A 16,203-nucleotide genomic window follows, 5' to 3' on the forward strand; every position below is an offset into this window, starting at 1 on the left:
CGCCGTGTCTCCTTGAGTGGGAGGCATGGCAACAGGCATCACGATTTACGGGTGCGAGCAGGACGAGGCTGTCCTGTTCCGGAGAATGGCACCCCGCTGCGGCGTGACGCCGACCATCACCGAGGCGCCGGTGTCCGAGGCCAACGCCGAACTGGCCCGCGGAAACCAGTGCGTCAGCGTCGGCCACAAGTCCCGCGTCACCGAGTCCGCCCTCCTGGCGCTAGGCCGCGTCGGGGTCCGGTACATCTCCACCAGGAGCGCCGGCTTCGACCACATCGACGTGGAGTGCGCCGAGAGCCTCGGCATCACCGTCGGGAACATCGCGTACTCGCCCGACAGCGTCGCCGACTTCGCGGTGATGCTGATGCTGATGGTCGTACGCGACGTGAGATCCGTCCTCAGGCGCGCCGACCTGCACGACTACCGCCTGAACGCGGTGCGCGGCAGGGAGTTGCGCGACCTGACGGTCGGCGTGGTCGGCACCGGGCGCATCGGTGTGGCGGTGATGGACCGGCTGCGCGGCTTCGGGTGCGGCGTGCTGGCCCACGACACCCGGCCCCGCAACTCGGCCGACTACGTGCCGCTGGACGACCTGCTGCGGGTGAGCGACGTCGTCACGCTGCACACGCCGTTGAACGCGGGAACACACCACCTCCTCGACCGCGACCGCATCGCGCTGATGAAACGCGGCGCCGTCGTCGTCAACACGGGACGCGGCCCGCTCGTCGACACCAAGGCTCTGGTCGAGGCGCTGGAAAGCGGCGGTCTCGGCGGAGCGGCGCTGGACGTTCTCGAAGGTGAGGAAGGAATCTTCTACACCGACTGCCGGGCTCGTGAAATCGACAGTGAGGCGTTGCTGCGACTGCGGCGGCTGCCGAACGTGCTGATCACTCCGCACACCGCCTACTACACGGACCACGCGCTGAGCGACACCGTGGAGAACAGCCTCATCAATTGTCTGAGCTTCGCGAACGGGGGAATGCGATGACCAAGGTGAAGATCGGAGTCGTCTTCGGCGGGACGTTCGAGGAACATCCCGTCTCGGTGAAGTCCGCGGGGGAGGTCGCGCGGAACCTCGACCCCGCGAAGTACGACCCGTCCTGGATCAAGATCACCCGCAGCGGCGACTGGAAGCTCTGCGCGGGCCCGGACGCCGAGGACGGCCGCCCGGTCGTGCTCGGACCCGGAGGCCTGCTCGTCCTGGGCGACGGCCGGTTCGAGCGGAGGGGCCTGGACGTCGTGTTCCCCGTGCTGCACGGCAGGCAGGGGGAGGACGGCGCGGTGCAGGGTCTGCTCGAACTGGCGGGCATCCCGTACATCGGGTGCGACGTCCAGAGTTCCGCGCTGTGCATGGACAAGTCGCTCACGTACGTCGTCGCCCGCGGCGCGGGTGTCGCGACGCCGACGTTCTGGACCGGCACGCCGGACTCCCCGGCCTATCCGGTCTTCGTCAAACCGGCCCGGTCGGGTTCGTCGTTCGGCGTCACCAAGGTGTCCACTGAGGACGAACTGCAGGTCGCGCTGGAAGTCGCCCGGCAGTACGACTCGAAGGTCGTGGTCGAGGAGGCCGTGGAGGGCAGCGAGATCGGCTGCTCGATCCTGGGCACCGGAGACGACCTGGTCGTCGGTGAACTGGACAGGGTCGCGCTGACCCACGGCTTCTTCCGGATCCACCAGGAGAGCACTCCCGAGACCGGTTCGGAGAACTCGACGTTCGTCGTGCCCGCGGACATCCCGGCGGAGTCCCGCGCGCTCGTGCGGGAGACGGCGAAGGTCGTCTACCGCGCGCTGGGTTGCTCGGGTCTCGCGCGGGTGGACATGTTCCTGACACCGGACGGGGAGGTGGTCCTCAACGAGGTCAACACGATGCCCGGCCTCACCTCCTACAGCCGGTACCCGAGGATGATGGCCGCCGCGGGACTGCCGCTCGGTGACGTGATCGACCACCTGGTGTCCCTGGCGCTGACGGGAAAGCTCCGGTGAACGCGGGCTTCGTCTTCGTGGACGTGCCCGGGATCCGCTGGGACGCCAAGTACGCCACGTGGGACAACTTCACCGGCAAACCCGTCGACGGTTACCTCGTCAACCGGATCGTCGGCACGAAGGCGTTGGTCGCGGCTCTGACGATGGCGCAGGAGAAGGCCGAGTCGCTCGGTTTCGGCCTGCTGCTGTGGGACGGCTACCGCCCGCAACGCGCCGTCGACTGCTTCCTGCGCTGGGCCGCGCAACCCGAGGACGGCCGCACGAAGGCGCGTCACCACCCGCACATCACCAGGGCAGAGATGTTCGAACAGGGGTACGTGGCGGCGAAGTCGGGCCACAGCCGCGGCAGCACCGTCGACCTCACGCTCTACCACCTGGGCACCGGTGAGCTCGCCGCGATGGGCGGCGGCCACGACCTGATGGACCCGATCTCGCACCACGGTGCCGCGGTCGGTGAGGCCGAAACGGCGAACCGGCAGCACCTCTGCTCGATCATGGAGGCCTGCGGGTTCCGCCGCTACGACAGCGAGTGGTGGCACTACACGCTGATCGACGAGCCCTATCCGGACACCTACTTCGACTTCCCGATCGGCTGAGCGGCCGCGTCACGGTGCGGCGGGCAACCGCACCGTGACGCGCAGCCCACCTTCTGCCCGCGGCGTGAGCGTGAGGGTGCCGTCGTGCGCGTGCGTGATGCTCTTGACGATCGCCAGGCCGAGACCGACTCCCGCGTGGTCGCGGCGGACGCGTTCGGTGCCGCGCTGGAACGGCTCGGTCAGCGTCGACACCAGCCGGTGCGTGAGCAGTTCACCGGTGTTCTCCACGGTGAGCGTGACGAACGCCGGCCCGGCGGCCGTGCTGGTCCACACGGTGCCGCGGTCGTTGTGCACGATCGCGTTGTGCACGAGGTTCGTCGTGATCTGCAGTAGCAGCGCCGGTGAACCGGCGGCGAAGGCGGCGTCGCCGGACGTCTCGACGGCGACGCCGTGCTTCTCCGCCAGGGGGAACAACGTCTCGACGGCCTCCTCGGCCACCAGCGACAGGTCGACGCGCTCGCGGGTGAACGTCCGCTGGTCGGCGCGGCTGAGCAGGAGCAACGCCTCGGTCAGGTCGATCGCCCGCGCGTTGACCGAGTGCAGCCGGTCGACGAGCTCGTCCGCGTCGCGGTCCCTGCGCGCCACGTCGAGCAGCGTCCGGGTGATGGCCAGCGGCGTGCGCAGTTCGTGCGAGGCGTTGGCCGCGAACCGCTGCTGCTCGGCGACGTGGGTCTCGAGCCGCGCGAGCATGGCGTCGAACGCGTCGGCGAGCTCGTGGAACTCGTCCGCGCGACCCGGCAGCTCGATGCGGTGGGAGAGCGACCCTCCCGCGGCCATGCGCGTGGCGTGCGTGATGCGGTCGAGCGGGGCGAGCACCCGTCCCGCCAGGAACCAGCCGCCGACGAGCCCGAACCCCAGCAGGAAGCACAGCACCCCGGCGATGAACGGGCCGAACGAGGCCAGCAGCCGGTCGCGGTGGATCCAGAAGTCACCGGTGGGGGTGTGGAGCCAGCCGTCCGGCAGCAGGTACGTGTAGTAGACCAGCACCGCGGCCATCAGCAGGATGCCGGTGATCATGAGGAAGCTCGCGTAGCTGATGGTGAGCTTGAGGCGGACGCTCAAACCCGGTGCCCTGTCCACCGCCCCGAGGCTAGGACAACACCCGTATCGCCTGCGTATCCGTCCTGGCCGTGGACGCGACAGACCTTCGGCGTCGCGTCCACGGCGGGCGGGGAACGACCTAGAGCATCGGCGGCATCAGCCGGTAGCTCTCGGGGAAGTGTTCGCTAGCCGAAGCTCATCAGTGGAACGGCGTGTCTGGCCTGGTCAGGTGGACTGTCGGCGGTTTCGTCGACGAGGCGTTCGCATTGATTGGGAGCAATTTGGGAGCGCAGGTGCTGAACACATTTCGAGATGCAGAGGTGGTCACCAGGCTTCGTCGGGGTCTTCCATGGTCCAGGACCATCCGCCGTCCGCCTCCCAGCGGCGTTGGAGCTGTTCGAGCATCCTGCCGATCATCGCTTCGGTCACGTGCGAGTACCGGTCGTCAGTCGAACTGCGTTTGTGTCCCAACCGCTCCAGTCTCAGCACGCGTGGCACGTCGTCCTCGATGAGCCAAGTCTCCTGTGTGTGCCGGAGATCGTGGAAGACCATGCCCTCCTTCAGCGGAGCCCAGCCGAGCGCTTCGTTGCCAGAGACGGCTGGCAACCAAGCGCGCGCCCGGAAGTTGGCGCGACGTTGAAGCAGGCCCGTCTCGTGGGGAACACGAATCGCGAGTCGGGATTGCGTTCGCGATGCGCGAGCAACTCGTTCACGAGGAATGGCGGCAGGTGCACGTCGCGGGCGCTGGACGGCGTCTTGGGTGGCCCGAGAGTGGGCTTGCGTCCCCCAATTTCGTGCAGCGCGCCGAACTCAGGATCCACGGTGATGCGCGGATTCGAGTCCAGGTGAGTCCTGATCCACTGCAGTCCGGTCAGCTCGCCCCAGCGTAGGCCGGTGTAGGCGGCTGTGATCACCAGCAAGCCGTCATCGGGGTGCATTCGCGCTGCGAGCGCGTCCACTTCGTCCGTGGTGGCGTGAGGTCGTTCTGGTGAATCGGCGAAGACGATCCGCAGCTTCCGGCAGGGGTTCGAACCGATCAGCTTCTCGTCGACCGCCTCGCCTATGATCTGGGAGAAGAGCTTGAAAACATCCCGTGCACTCTTGTCGGCGAGCTTCGACCGCAGTGTCCTGTTAACCCAGCCCTTGACCTCGATCCGCTCGATGTCGCCGAGCGCGGTGCCGGACCAGAACGGCAGGATGTGGGTGCGCAGGTGCGAGTCGTACTTCGACCATGTGGTCGGCCTCACATTGTGCGCGTCAGACCATTTCCGAATCCACTCGTCGATCGTGGTCTTCTCGAGACGTGGATCGACAAATTGTTTCCGCCGTTGGTCAGATTCCACGTCTAGTGCGCGTTCTTCAGCCGACGCCTCGGTTGCGTAGCCGTTCTCGGAGTAGACGGCTCCGTCTCCTAGGCGGTAGCGAACACGCCAGACGTTGCCGTGTTTCTCTGTCCACGCCATTTCTTCTCCATTTGAGTCGCGCTTGTCGGGTGCGCCGAATAGGTGTCACCTAGATGAACGCTCGTTTCGAGGAGAAGGGCAAGCTAAATGTGTTCATTGTGTTCCGGGTTCCGGCGTTTTGTGGTGCGACGTGGACGTGTCTTTGCGCTAGTCGAGTTCGCTGGCTGTGCCGCCGATTCTGCAATTTTCTCTATGTTGTCCCGAGAAAAACGCAGGTGTTTACCCAGAAAAGTGCACGGTACTGCTCGACGTGCGGCTCGTCGGCGCAGCCAAGACTCCCGCACCTGCAGCTGCGCTGCCGCTTGAGCTGGGGTGAACAGGACCTGCGTGGTTGTGGTCGCCAGGTGGGTCGTCGCCGGGTGATCTTCGGCGGCGGCGGTCTGCTTAGTCACCGGGCCGGAGCAGCTCGGCGCTGGCGATCCTGAAGATGACGGTCGAATTGGCAGTGTCATCAGGCACGCCCTTCTGGAGGGGTGCTCTCGGCCGATGTAGAGAGCGCCGTTGGCACCTCTTAACTCCGGATGGGAAGGCTTCTCGGGACAGCTGACTCAAGGCTCTGCACAGCGCCCGTCAGGGGACGTAACAGCGGCGAACGCCCCTAACGTGCGCGGCTGCAGCTGCTGCACGGGTCCTGGCCGCAGACGGGCTGACGGCGGAGGACGCGGCCGTGCTGACCTCAGGCTGATCCGGCGACAACGCGCGGGCACTAGCTGCACGCGCGACTTCGTGAACTTGCCGCTGATGTGGATCCGGCGTTGGCGCAGCGGATCCACCTGAGCATCGACCCCGTCCGAGCGGCTGCTCCGAGGCATCGTCGCTCCAGAGCCACCTAGTGAGCCTGGACCTCACTGACCGGACTTCCGCACTGCCCGATGTACTGCAAATCTCTCGCCCTGGTCCGGCAGGCTGACTCCGAAGCCTTGCGTAGCACCCGACACATGGCCGCTCACGCCTGGGCCAAGACCGAGGCCGCAGTCTGGTCCGCTTGGGCAATCGAACGTTCACCGCAGCGATGGCTCCGATCCTCATGCCTCGCGACATGCCCCGAGTGATGGCGCTGGCGGTCGCGTTCGATGTGACACTCACGCCGTCGTCGTGAATGACCCCACATGCGGTCGTCAGCGACTGGGGGTCTACTGGTCCCAGCATGACCTTGGCCTTTTTCGGCCGTTGTCCAGACCAGCGCCGCAGTGCTGAGCATCAGTCTGTAGAGCGCCCCGTTCGACAACCCAAACGCACCACGGTGCACGTAGCCCACCCTTGACCGGTTTGACGTCGGCCGTTCGGTGGTCGCGGGCTGGTCTGCGGAGCACTTTTGGCGGGAAGTGTTGAGGGACTTACTGTCCTGGACGCCGTTACTGACGATGTTGCCGCCATCGTTCGATCCGGAGCCCGCGTCCCCGCACGGTGAGATCCACCAGTACCGCGCCGGCCCCGACTCTCGCTAGGCCTCGACGTGTGGCGGCGACGATACACACAAGGCAGTGTTCAACGCGGGCGTCCCGCCGCTGGGCAGGATTAGGCCCGACGACGGGCTGACCACCGCCGTCGCCTGCCGGTTCTGTTCGGCGTTAGCGCTCTGTGTGCCAGCCGAGCGCGGCGAGGTCTCGCCTCAACCACCGGTACGCGAGCGTGGTTGCGGCGTTGGAGTCCCAGATCGGGTGGTCGATGTTGCCGAGGTCGATCGGGTTGAACGCGTTGCGCGGGACATGGCGAATCCTCCGACACCAATCACCGTAAGCAGGGTCTTGGAGGCCGGTGACGAGCGTCGAGACGACCGCTGCCGACTCGAAGTCGCTGGTTGAGTTGTCGGGCAGCACTGCCAGGCGTACGTCGGGTGAGTCGACCTCAGTATCAGTGAATCGCATGACGAGTACTTCAGCTCGCACGGGGAACATGCCGTAGAGACCCAATGCGTCACCGAAGGCGGGGAAGTTCTGTTCCACGAGCTGTCGGTAGCCGACCAGGGCCTCTCGCACCATGATTTCGGCCAGGGCCAACGTGAGTTTCGGCGAGTAGAGCTCCCAAGTCCAGGTGGCGCGTGGCCGTACAAGATCGCCCTCAGGCCACGGCGGAAGCAAGAGGTCGTTGGTTTCCAGAGCAAGTTGGCTGGACAACCAACGGATGTCGTCCGAATCGACATCCACGTTCCGCCCCGTCCCGGACCAGGTGGACCGCACGGTCCCGGCAGCGCGTTCCTCCCACGCGGAAACCCGCTCACGGATCTCGGCGACATCGATGGGAGTGCTGTGGCCGCGTCCGTTGTCGAATGTGTGGACGAACTTGGCAAGGTCGTAGGTGCGTTCGCGGGCGAGCCATGAGTCTTTCGGAACTGACAGCGTCCTCCGTTGGATGGCGGTTGCGAGTTGTTTTTGGAGGGTTTGCTGAGCAATGTGCCAGCGTCCGAAATCGTGGGCAGGGAAGGTAAATCCCGTGACGCTCTGCCAGTTGTGGGGACGCGGTGGCCAGGGCTCGGTAAGCGGTGTGACCTCTGGGCCACCCTCTGCGTCGCGGGCACGTGCCAACGTGGCCCAGCCGTTCTGCAACCAGATTCCCCAGCGGGCGGGCCTTCCGTCATGGTGGCGAACGAGAGACTTCGCGAGCGGTCCGAGGCCTTCCAGAAGGGCTGTTTCGGCTTCACGAAGCCATCTGCCCGCTCTGAGCGCGAGGTTGGGCTCGGTGTTCACACCGTTGACGTCACGGCGTTGGATAACGGCCGAGATCTCCGTGTCCGTGTGGAATGTCAACGGGCCGAGATCGCACGTCGAGACTTCGCCCATGATCCAGAACAGGGCTGCCGGGTTGATCTTTGCCAGACGCAGGAGCAGTTCTTCCTGGCGGGCTGGCGTCGGGGCGCTGGAGACGGCCACGGCCAGCGCGTATCGCCATCGGGGGAACGACCGGGGCGCTGCGGCGGTAGCGAGATCTACCGAGTCCGAAGCGATCGCCTCCGCGCCGAAGTACTGTTCGAACACCGGGAGGGCGAACGTCAGCTCGCCGCTGTTTTCGACGACCAGCCCGGTGGCGATTAGGCGCTGGACCCGCGGTAGCCGGAACAGGGTGCTCTTCGCGACGTGCGGCGGTTCGAGCAGTACCACAGCGAGGCTGGCGAGATCCTCCCAAGTTTCGTCTGGCACGTCCTGGCCGGGGACGCAGGCTGCCTGCGTCGCCAGGTCGGCAAGCAGCCGAGTCCTGGAGATCCTGATGTTGCGTCCAGCGCGTACCTGTGCGGCGAGGGCCAGGCTGGTGAGTGGGTTGGTGAGCAGGGTCGATGTCTCCGCGGTCCACAGGTGGTGGGGTGCGGGCTCGCCCAGCACGAGGCTGACCAGTGCGGCTCCGCGGTCGGGGCTCCAGGCGGGAACGTCGATCCGTTCCTCTTCAGCAAGCGCGAGGCCTGGTCGTGTACAGGCGAGCACGCTTACCTGAGGCCACGCGTGCACCAGAGTGCGTGCCTCATGCAGAAGATTCTGGGCTTCTGAGGTCGGCACACCGTCTAGCTCGTCCACGACGACTCGGCAGTTCAGGTGCGGATCGGCGCCCAGTTTCGCGACGATCGCATCCTGTAGCCCGTGCGCCACCATGCGGGCGGTGAAGAAGAGTGGAACGTCGACGTCGTCAGCGGATTCGGCCTCCCGCAGTCCCTGCTCCCACCAGCGGTTGGCTTGCTCGGACTTCCCGGCTCCGAGCGACGCTACGAGCACGCGGACGTTTCCAGTCGGCACGGTCACGACTGGGTCGTCGAGGGCGGTCATCCACGCCAGCACCTCGTCACGGCGGTGCGGCGGGACGAACAGCTTCAGGCGGGCCGCACGGCGTCCGTGAAGCTCACGGTGTGCGTTGTCCAGTGTCTCGGCTCTGCTGCGCATCCGAGGACTGAACGGCATCGTGGCCGCCAATCGCTGCAGGATCTGCCGGAGTTCGTTGTCCGACAAGTCGATCCCGGTGCCCTGGGCGACCTGTTGCTGCTTCCAGGTCAGCAGTTCCTCTGTCGAATAGGCCGAGGCGTGGTCGTCGACGTGCTTGTGGTGCTTGCCGCACAAGAGCAACAGGTTTGCCTCGCCGTCAACGTCCTCCTCGTAGTCGGGATCGTGTCGCGGTCCTCGTGGCGTTTCGGACCTGATGTGGGCGATCTGCACGGCAACCGTGAGCAGGTCCCGGTCCGAGAAGACCAGCTGCTCAGAGCACTCCGGGTATGCGCACCTGTTCGAACGCCCGAAAAGCAGCTTGATCGTCTGCAACGAATAGTCACGCGCCACCGGAGGACAGTAACGCGTGGTGGTGTCACAGCGCGTAGACCGGCCTTTGTCCGCCACCTGTGCCATCACTCGGCAAAGACCACCTGACGGGCACCTTGGTCGCGATGTCGTGGTGCTGTTCACCTCCGAAGGTGGCGACGAGTTGCCTCGAACGTGTTTTGGTTCGGGCGGCGGGTCGATCGGGGCGATCACAGGGCAAGCTGGCACCGACCATCAAGTCAGCAAGGAGACCTGACCGATGCAGCAGTCCGCGCTGTCCTCCGCACAGCCCCGGCGTAACCTGAAAGCCCTAACTACCCAAGTCGCAGAACTGCGCGAGGGCGACCTAGTAGGCGTGATGGTGCGGTCCGAGCGATACGGCGTGGTCGTGATCGAAGGCCGGGTGACTCGGTCCAATTCGTCGAAGTCACTCGTAGTGGGTGGGTACACACTGGAGACCGTCGGGCGCCCGGAAACGGACTTGCGCGGGCGTCGTGCCCGACTCGCAGTGCTCGCCCACCTCAGGTGGAATGCGGGGGTTGCTCAGGTAGCTCGGCGTGCTACTCATTGAGTGTCGAGTAGGAACCGCGTCGAGGCGATGGCACTATCGGTCCTGTGCGCGGTCTACTCGATAATGATCTCCTTGACGGACCTCACGAGGTGTCCACGTGGCTGAGGCCGGTGCGATGCGCGCACCCGGTTGCGGTAGGCGACGTTCCTGGCGCATTGAAGGAAATCGAGTGGTTGTGCCAGTTGTGGGGCGGTGGCGGCCGCCCGCTCCTGCCGGTTCGCGACGGGCAGATGCCTCGTCGCTACGCTCGGCTGCTGGAGTCGGAACTGGTTGATTACGTTGCCTCCGGGATCCCGGTTGCAACTCCGTTCAGGGTTCGGCAGGAGTCCACATGGGACACGCCGGTGGTCTTGATTGCCTCCGGCGAGGACCTAGATAGGTGGACCCGTCCGGTCGAAGTCGTCGAACTCGCTGACGACGATCCCTGGCAACCGGCCTACGCGGCGGTACTGGGGCGACTTCCGGCGGCCATCGACCAACATGCCCTCGACCGGTTCTTCCTGCGCAAGGATTTGACCTTCGAAGAGCTGTTCCCCGTTCGACGTGTTCACACTGAGGGGTCGTTGCAGGATCTGCTGATCCGGCTTGAGAGCAACGATCATGTCAAACCGCGACAGCTCAGCAACATGAACTTGGCTGCTGGCATGGAACCTGACAGGGGGTTCATGGCACGCAGCCCGATAATTCCGCCGCGGTTTCCAGTTCGGAGGGCGGCCGGCCCGAACATCATCGTCGCGCTGTCGCCTGGTTCTGTCGAAGATGTGGTGTTGCTGTGGAACCTGAGGGCGGCGCACGGGGACAAACGAGTGTTGCCGATCGGTATCCCGGTTGCTGAGCTCACTGACCAGGCTCTCGAGGAGCTGAGCCAGCCTGGTAGGGCCACCATGTTCGGGTGGTCAGGTGGAAAGTGCCACGTCACGAGCTCCTCGCTGAGGCACGACGAGTTGGTGGCTCTGACCGCACGTGCTCACGGCGTCGTCGTGGCGAGCGAAGAGGAGTTGCTGACGTTCGGCAGCGCACCGGGCAGGCCTGGTAGTCAGGTGGCCATGTGGAGCGCGGGGCGTGCCCGTCTCACGGTCTCCGACGAGGACCGGAAAACCCTCGCTCCCTTGCAGCAGGACGGCGCTTGCGGTGCGGATGTGCTCGTTGATGTCACTGTGCACGATCGCTTGTTGCCTGCCGACGGGATGATGCGTGGCGCGACGTACGCGGCCACTTTCCGGGCGGGCGCGGCTCAGGCGGACGTACTGAGAATGCGCCGCGTTGATCCGATCAGTGTGGCGTGGCCACCCTCTTGGACCGCTGTGGCGGCCACAGTCCACAGCCGTGGCTTGGTCGCCAAACCATCAAACCCAGGCCTCGCTGCGGTCGCGTTGTTGGAAGCCTTGGGCGGCATAGAGCAGGTGTGGTGGCTTTCGCACGCGCCGTTGATCGACTTGCTGTACCGGCTCGGCGAGCGCAGCGGTATGTCGTGGTGGAAGAAACGATGGGCGACTGTGCACAAGGAGTTGCGTGAGCTGGGCGTTGACGACGAGAAGCTGGAGCGTGCAGCGGAGGAACTGGGGCGTGATGACCCCGCAATCGCTCCCTCTGGTGAGGGACGCGACCTGCCACTTGATGAATTCCGCAAGGCGCTCGGCGGCAAGCAGGATGCTGCGGAGAATTGGGTGACTTGGGCCGAGCAACGGCACTTGTTGGTGCGTGGTGTTCAGGTCAGCTGTCCCGAGTGCAACGGAAAGTCGTGGTTGCCCATGGCCTCCTTGCCTCCTCCCGTGGGCTGTACTGGGTGTGGTCGTGAGATCCGGCAGCCGTACGGTGCCGGCGAGCTGAAGTTCACTTACAGGCTGGGGGAGCCGCTACGCCGAGTCCTGGAAAACGACTGTCTTGGACATCTGATCGCGTTGCGGTGGCTCACTGAGTTGTTCGAGGGATGGGACCTCGTCGGCGTGCATCCTGGTGTGACCTTCATCGATCCCAAGATCGGAGAAGATGTCGGAGAAGCCGACGTACTGCTGTTGTTCGCCAACGGCGACCTGGTGCCCGTTGAAGTTAAGCGTCGTGTCGCAGGCGCCGACGCCAGCAACGCTACCAAGATGGACACTCTGGCCGATGCCTTGCAAGCACCTTGGGACCTGCTCGCGGTCACCCAACCTGGGCGGGAGTGCACCGGCCTGATGGAACAGGCACGCGGCTTGCCTCAACGCCCTCGTCTTCTCCTCACGAACGATCAGTTGCATGAGGACTACCCGATCTGGGAACTGGGCAAGAACCCGTTTGCTGTCGGGGCGTCACGTGACCGACAAGCGGACGTGGAGCGTGAGGCAGCTTTCGTCAAAGCTGTGTCCAAAGGCCTCCTTGAGCAGCCACGCGATCGTGTGAGTCCGACGCTCCTCGACCCCTCACTGAAATAGAGAACCGCAGATCCGGGCCAGCGCGTCAGAGCCAGCCCTGCCGTGACGCCTGAACCCAGAGCTGGAACCTCATCTGGGCTCCTAAAACCTCCTGGAGCAGGCTGATCGCAGGTGCACGTCGCGGGCGCTGGACGGCGTCTTGGGCGGCCCGAGAGTGGGCTTGCGTCCCCCAATTTCGTGCAGCGCGCCGAACTCAGGATCCACGGTGATGCGCGGATTCGAGTCCAGGTGAGTCCTGATCCACTGCAGTCCGGTCAGCTCGCCCCAGCGTAGGCCGGTGTACGCCAGGCTCGCTGATACGAACCTTGTCTGAGGTTGGTCGAGGGTTGAGGGGCCCTATGGGGTGTCTGGCCAGACGCTCAGGCGCCACGACTCAACCTGTCCCTCCGCGTCGGCGTCGAACTCGTCACCGAGGCGAGTCGCACGCACGCGATAGCGGCCTGGGCCCTGTAGTTCTAGCGTGCGATCACCCGGTGACGCTGTCAGTGTTGCTAGCGTGACTCGGCCCGAATCGCTGGTGAACGCGCCTTCGAACTGCGACTGGCCTGGTGAACCCATTTCAGCCTCTGGGGGCCCGGAGCAGAGCTCAAGTTTCACCAACGCCTCAACTGATCGGTCGGCTGCATGGAAGACAGCGCCACCGACGCCGGCGTGCCCGACCCAACGGGGGTCGTCTGGCAGTCCGAGGTCGATCAGTCGAGCATCCCCAAAGTGATCGAACAGGACGAACTGGGAGTACTCAACGAGAAGCCTGGCCTGAACCGACTTGAGTACGCTGACCACGTCAAAGCCTCCTCAGGTGCGGATGCGGGTGCGCCGACCATCGCGGTCGACGCACCCACCTGACGATATCAATCCTTGATCAGCACGTAGAACCGATCTTCCTCAAGGATGTGGTCGTCAGCCATCCAACGCCCAAGAAGGCTGCCTGCCAGCTGGTTGTGCTTCTCGTGCACAGGCCGCACTGCGTAGCTGCGGGAGGTGTTGTCATTGATGGTCTTCTCAGGCGGTGACGCCGCTGAGCTCGTTCGGCTTCTGAGACAACGACGCCGTCGCGGTGATCTTCTCCTCGGCGAGGTCGATCCGGTGCAGTTGCTGCTTGTTCGGGTCGGACACGTAAACCGTGCCACCCCTGACGAAGATCGCCGGCCTCGGCTGCTGCCACTCCAGGGGCTCCTGCCAGTTGTCCGTGACCGGGATGGTGCTGGTCACCTCGGCCTTGACGGGGTCGATCACGTGGATCTTGCCGTCGGTGCCGAGCACCAGCGCTTCGCCCTGCGGGCCGCGGGCCAGCGAGCGGAAGGTGTAGCTGGCGCCGATGTCGACGAGCTTCAGGCCGCCGGTGGTGGTGTCGATCAGCGAGACCTGCGTGGGGCGCTCAAGTTCGGCGTCGGGGTCCTGCTTGTAGTCGCCGAGCACGATGGGGGAGTGGTCGCTGCCCGCCTGGTTGCCGATCCGGCCGTACTTCGTGGGGCTCTTCACCTTGGTGATGGCCCCGTTGCGGTAGATCAGCACACCGTTCTGGCAGCCGATGACCACGACATCGTCCTTCGCGGTCGCCTCGCCGTGGACGCCGGGACAGTCCTCGTTGCGGGTGATCTCCTTGCGGTTGGAGTCGAGGACCTGGATCCCGACGCGCTTGTCCTTGTTCCCGAGGGTGGAGACCAGCTCGCCGTTGGCCAGCTCGATTGCCACACCGTGGTGCGGTTCTGGAGCTTTGTAGGTCTTGACCTCACGTTCCGCGCTGGCCAAGGAGGACTTGCCGAGAATGCGGACCTCGCCGGTTCCGTCCGTGAACAGCACGGTGCGTCCGGCGTGCCGGACGACGTGACCCGGTTCGGCGCCAGGGAACTCGACGTCGGTCAGCTTGCCGGCGGCGGCGTCGAGCATCCGGAATCCGCTCGACGTGGACACCATGAGGTGCTTGTCGTCACCGGCGGGGTTGAGCCGGTTGAAGCCTGCCAGCTTGACGTCGGCCTTGACCTCGAGCGTCTTGCCGTCCAGCGTGTAGATCCCGCCGTCATAGGTGACGGCGACCGGCTCCGCGACCGAGCCGCCGCCGGAGGCGGGCTGCTGTGCCTGTTCGGCGCCGCAACCGGTCAGGGCGAGGGCGGAGGCCACAGTGGACACGATGGCTGTGGTCCGCGTTCGCGACCAGCTTTTCATTGCTTCTCAACTTCCTCTTCAGGGTTCGGGTCAGTCAGTCGTGGGCGAGGCCGCGCACGATGGCCTCGGTGTTGGCGCGGGTCATCTCCAGGTAGGTGGCCGCTCCACCGCCTGCCGCGGTGAGCGACTCCGAGTACAGGGGGATGACCTTCACGTGCACCCCTGCCTGTTCGGCGAGCACGCGGGCCAGGCGGTCGGGCTGGGAGGAGTCGGCGAAGATCGCGCCGACGCCCGTCGTGCGGACGGCTTCCGCGAGCGAGGCGAGGTCGGACGAGCTGGGTGAGGCGAGCGTTGTGCCGCCTGGGATCACGGCGCCGATGACCTGGAAGCCGAAGCGCTGGGCGAGGTAGCCGAAGACGTGGTGGTTGGTGACCAGCTTGCGGCGCTCCGCCGGGATGGTCGCGAACCGCTCACCCGTCCAGCTGTCGAGCTGGTCGATCTCGCCGAGGTACCGTGCGGTGTTCGCCCTGACCGCATCGGCGTCGATGCCGTCGACGTGCTCGATGACGCGTTCGCTGATCACCTCGACCGCCTTGCGCACCCGTTTCGGGTCGGTCCAGAAGTGCGGATCCGGTTGTCCGGCAGCTTCTTCGGTGGTGTAGCGGATCGGGGCGATCTGATCGCCTACCGACAGCGTCGGCGCGTCGGCCTGCTCGGCGGCTTGGACGTGTCGGAGAACCCCTTCCTCCAAGCCGAGTCCGTTGTAGACGACGAGCGCGGCGGTTTCCAGCCGCGCTGCCTCCTGTGCCGAGATCGCGAACGAGTGGGGGTCTGCGTTCGGCTTCATCAGCACCGTGACCGGAGCAGCGTCGCCGACGATGCTGCGCGTGATGTCGCCGAGGATGTTGGTGGTGACTACGATTCCGGTGCGCTGGCCTCGTGCGCTGCCGCATCCGGTGAGCACCAGCAGCAGGGCGCAGGTCGCCGCGAGAAGTCGCTTCATCGTCCGGTCTCCACCATGTGTGCCGGCTCGATCTCCAGCTTGATCGTCCTGGCGACTCGCAGGTTGTCGTTGTAGTCGATCTCGTGCACCGCCCGCGCGCCGGCGTCGTTGACGTACGCGCGGTTCGGGTCCACCTCGATCACCGGCGGCACGCTGCCTTCGGTGATCGGCGCGGAGAGCACCTGCCGTTGTGCGACCTGCTTGCCGGACTTGGTGTCGTAGCCGTGCAGCACACCGTCCGCGGTCAGCGTCAGCAGAGGACCTCCCTCGCCGACCGCGTTCACGGCGACGACCGGCCCGGTCTCCAGCAGCGTCCACCTCTTCGCCCGCACGTCCAGCGACCAGACACCCAGCTCGCCCGCCTTGGCGGCGAGCACCGTGCTGCCGGGCCGGTGGCGGATCTCGGCAGCGCGCTCGGCTTCGGACACGGCACGGGGGTACAGGATCTTCTCGCCGGTGAAGGAACCGTCCTTCCCCGAGACGAGGAGGGCTCCATCCGTGCAGCCGAAGACGACGCCCCGCCGGGTCACCGCCTGACCGCGTGGGCTCTGGCACGCCTGCTCGATCCGCGTCACGTCCTTGCCGTCCCTCGTCTTGACCGCCACGCGGTCGGCCTGGGCGACCAGCAGGTGTTCCGCGTACGGCACCGCGACTCCGCCCTTCAGTTCGCCGCGTGCGGTCACCGAGCCGCTGTCCAGGGCTTGCCGGTCCAACAGGGTCGAGTCGCCATGGCCGAAGGTCACGGCCGCGACGGTGGGATCGCTGTCCGCGTTCAGCACCCGGTCACCCACGAC

The 16,203-nt window shown here is 65.7% G+C and carries 10 protein-coding genes; 5 read left to right on the forward strand and 5 right to left on the reverse strand.

Annotated features, from left to right (window positions below):
• The first annotated feature begins 25 nt into the window (after positions 1–25).
• Genes ORI60_RS10670 through vanX form a run of 3 tightly spaced genes read left to right on the forward strand, consistent with a single transcriptional unit; the run spans position 26 to position 2,579 of the window.
• On the forward strand, positions 26–988 hold the full coding sequence (locus ORI60_RS10670) for a D-isomer specific 2-hydroxyacid dehydrogenase family protein (RefSeq protein WP_266036770.1): 963 nt from the start codon (positions 26–28) through the stop codon (positions 986–988).
• Positions 985–1,983: a D-alanine--D-alanine ligase family protein gene (locus ORI60_RS10675; RefSeq protein WP_266036771.1), complete on the forward strand. Its 999-nt coding sequence runs from the start codon at positions 985–987 to the stop codon at positions 1,981–1,983. The genes ORI60_RS10670 and ORI60_RS10675 overlap by 4 nt, the downstream gene beginning before the upstream one ends.
• The gene (gene vanX / locus ORI60_RS10680; protein ID WP_266036772.1) at positions 1,980–2,579 is read left to right on the forward strand and encodes a D-Ala-D-Ala dipeptidase VanX; all 600 of its coding nucleotides are present in this window, start codon (positions 1,980–1,982) and stop codon (positions 2,577–2,579) included. The genes ORI60_RS10675 and vanX overlap by 4 nt, the downstream gene beginning before the upstream one ends.
• A 9-nt stretch (positions 2,580–2,588) precedes the next feature.
• Here the strand turns inward: vanX and ORI60_RS10685 are convergent, their stop codons facing one another.
• The 3 genes from ORI60_RS10685 to ORI60_RS10695 all read right to left on the reverse strand — a co-directional run bounded on the left by ORI60_RS10685 (position 2,589) and on the right by ORI60_RS10695 (position 9,339).
• Positions 2,589–3,659 (reverse strand): sensor histidine kinase, encoded by a 1,071-nt coding sequence (locus ORI60_RS10685; RefSeq protein ID WP_266036773.1) that lies wholly within the window; start codon positions 3,657–3,659, stop codon positions 2,589–2,591.
• 521 nt (positions 3,660–4,180) lie between these two features.
• Positions 4,181–5,083, reverse strand: a complete 903-nt coding sequence (locus ORI60_RS10690; RefSeq protein ID WP_266036774.1) for a tyrosine-type recombinase/integrase — start codon at positions 5,081–5,083, stop codon at positions 4,181–4,183.
• Between the two features lie 1,571 nt (positions 5,084–6,654).
• Entirely contained in the window at positions 6,655–9,339 is a 2,685-nt protein-coding gene (locus tag ORI60_RS10695) for a hypothetical protein (protein ID WP_266036775.1), read from the reverse strand.
• A gap of 705 nt (positions 9,340–10,044) precedes the next feature.
• Between ORI60_RS10695 and ORI60_RS10700 the strand changes: the two genes are divergently transcribed.
• Positions 10,045–12,300, forward strand: coding sequence for a hypothetical protein (locus ORI60_RS10700; protein ID WP_266036776.1), 2,256 nt, complete (start codon positions 10,045–10,047; stop codon positions 12,298–12,300).
• Positions 12,301–12,924: 624 nt separating this feature from the next.
• On the forward strand, positions 12,925–13,146 hold the full coding sequence (locus ORI60_RS10705) for a hypothetical protein (protein WP_266036779.1): 222 nt from the start codon (positions 12,925–12,927) through the stop codon (positions 13,144–13,146).
• 156 nt (positions 13,147–13,302) lie between these two features.
• On the opposite strand, the gene aztD is transcribed toward ORI60_RS10705, so the two are convergent.
• The gene (aztD, locus tag ORI60_RS10710; protein ID WP_266036781.1) at positions 13,303–14,466 is read right to left on the reverse strand and encodes a zinc metallochaperone AztD; all 1,164 of its coding nucleotides are present in this window, start codon (positions 14,464–14,466) and stop codon (positions 13,303–13,305) included.
• A gap of 34 nt (positions 14,467–14,500) precedes the next feature.
• Positions 14,501–15,409, reverse strand: a complete 909-nt coding sequence (gene aztC, locus ORI60_RS10715; protein WP_266036782.1) for a zinc ABC transporter substrate-binding protein AztC — start codon at positions 15,407–15,409, stop codon at positions 14,501–14,503.
• Between the last annotated feature and the right edge of the window lie 794 nt (positions 15,410–16,203).

It is taken from the genome of Lentzea sp. NEAU-D7, assembly GCF_026242055.1.
Classification (GTDB): domain Bacteria; phylum Actinomycetota; class Actinomycetes; order Mycobacteriales; family Pseudonocardiaceae; genus Lentzea.

Bases quoted from the DNA above. Each gene is read 5' to 3' on its own strand.
- ORI60_RS10670 (WP_266036770.1), top strand. From the start codon at position 26: ATGGCAACAGGCATCACGATTTACGGGTGCGAGCAGGACGAGGCTGTC.
- ORI60_RS10675 (WP_266036771.1), top strand. From the start codon at position 985: ATGACCAAGGTGAAGATCGGAGTCGTCTTCGGCGGGACGTTCGAGGAA.
- aztD (WP_266036781.1), bottom strand. From the start codon at position 14,466: ATGAAAAGCTGGTCGCGAACGCGGACCACAGCCATCGTGTCCACTGTG.
- ORI60_RS10705 (WP_266036779.1), top strand. From the start codon at position 12,925: ATGGAAGACAGCGCCACCGACGCCGGCGTGCCCGACCCAACGGGGGTC.
- aztC (WP_266036782.1), bottom strand. From the start codon at position 15,409: ATGAAGCGACTTCTCGCGGCGACCTGCGCCCTGCTGCTGGTGCTCACC.
- ORI60_RS10690 (WP_266036774.1), bottom strand. From the start codon at position 5,083: ATGGCGTGGACAGAGAAACACGGCAACGTCTGGCGTGTTCGCTACCGC.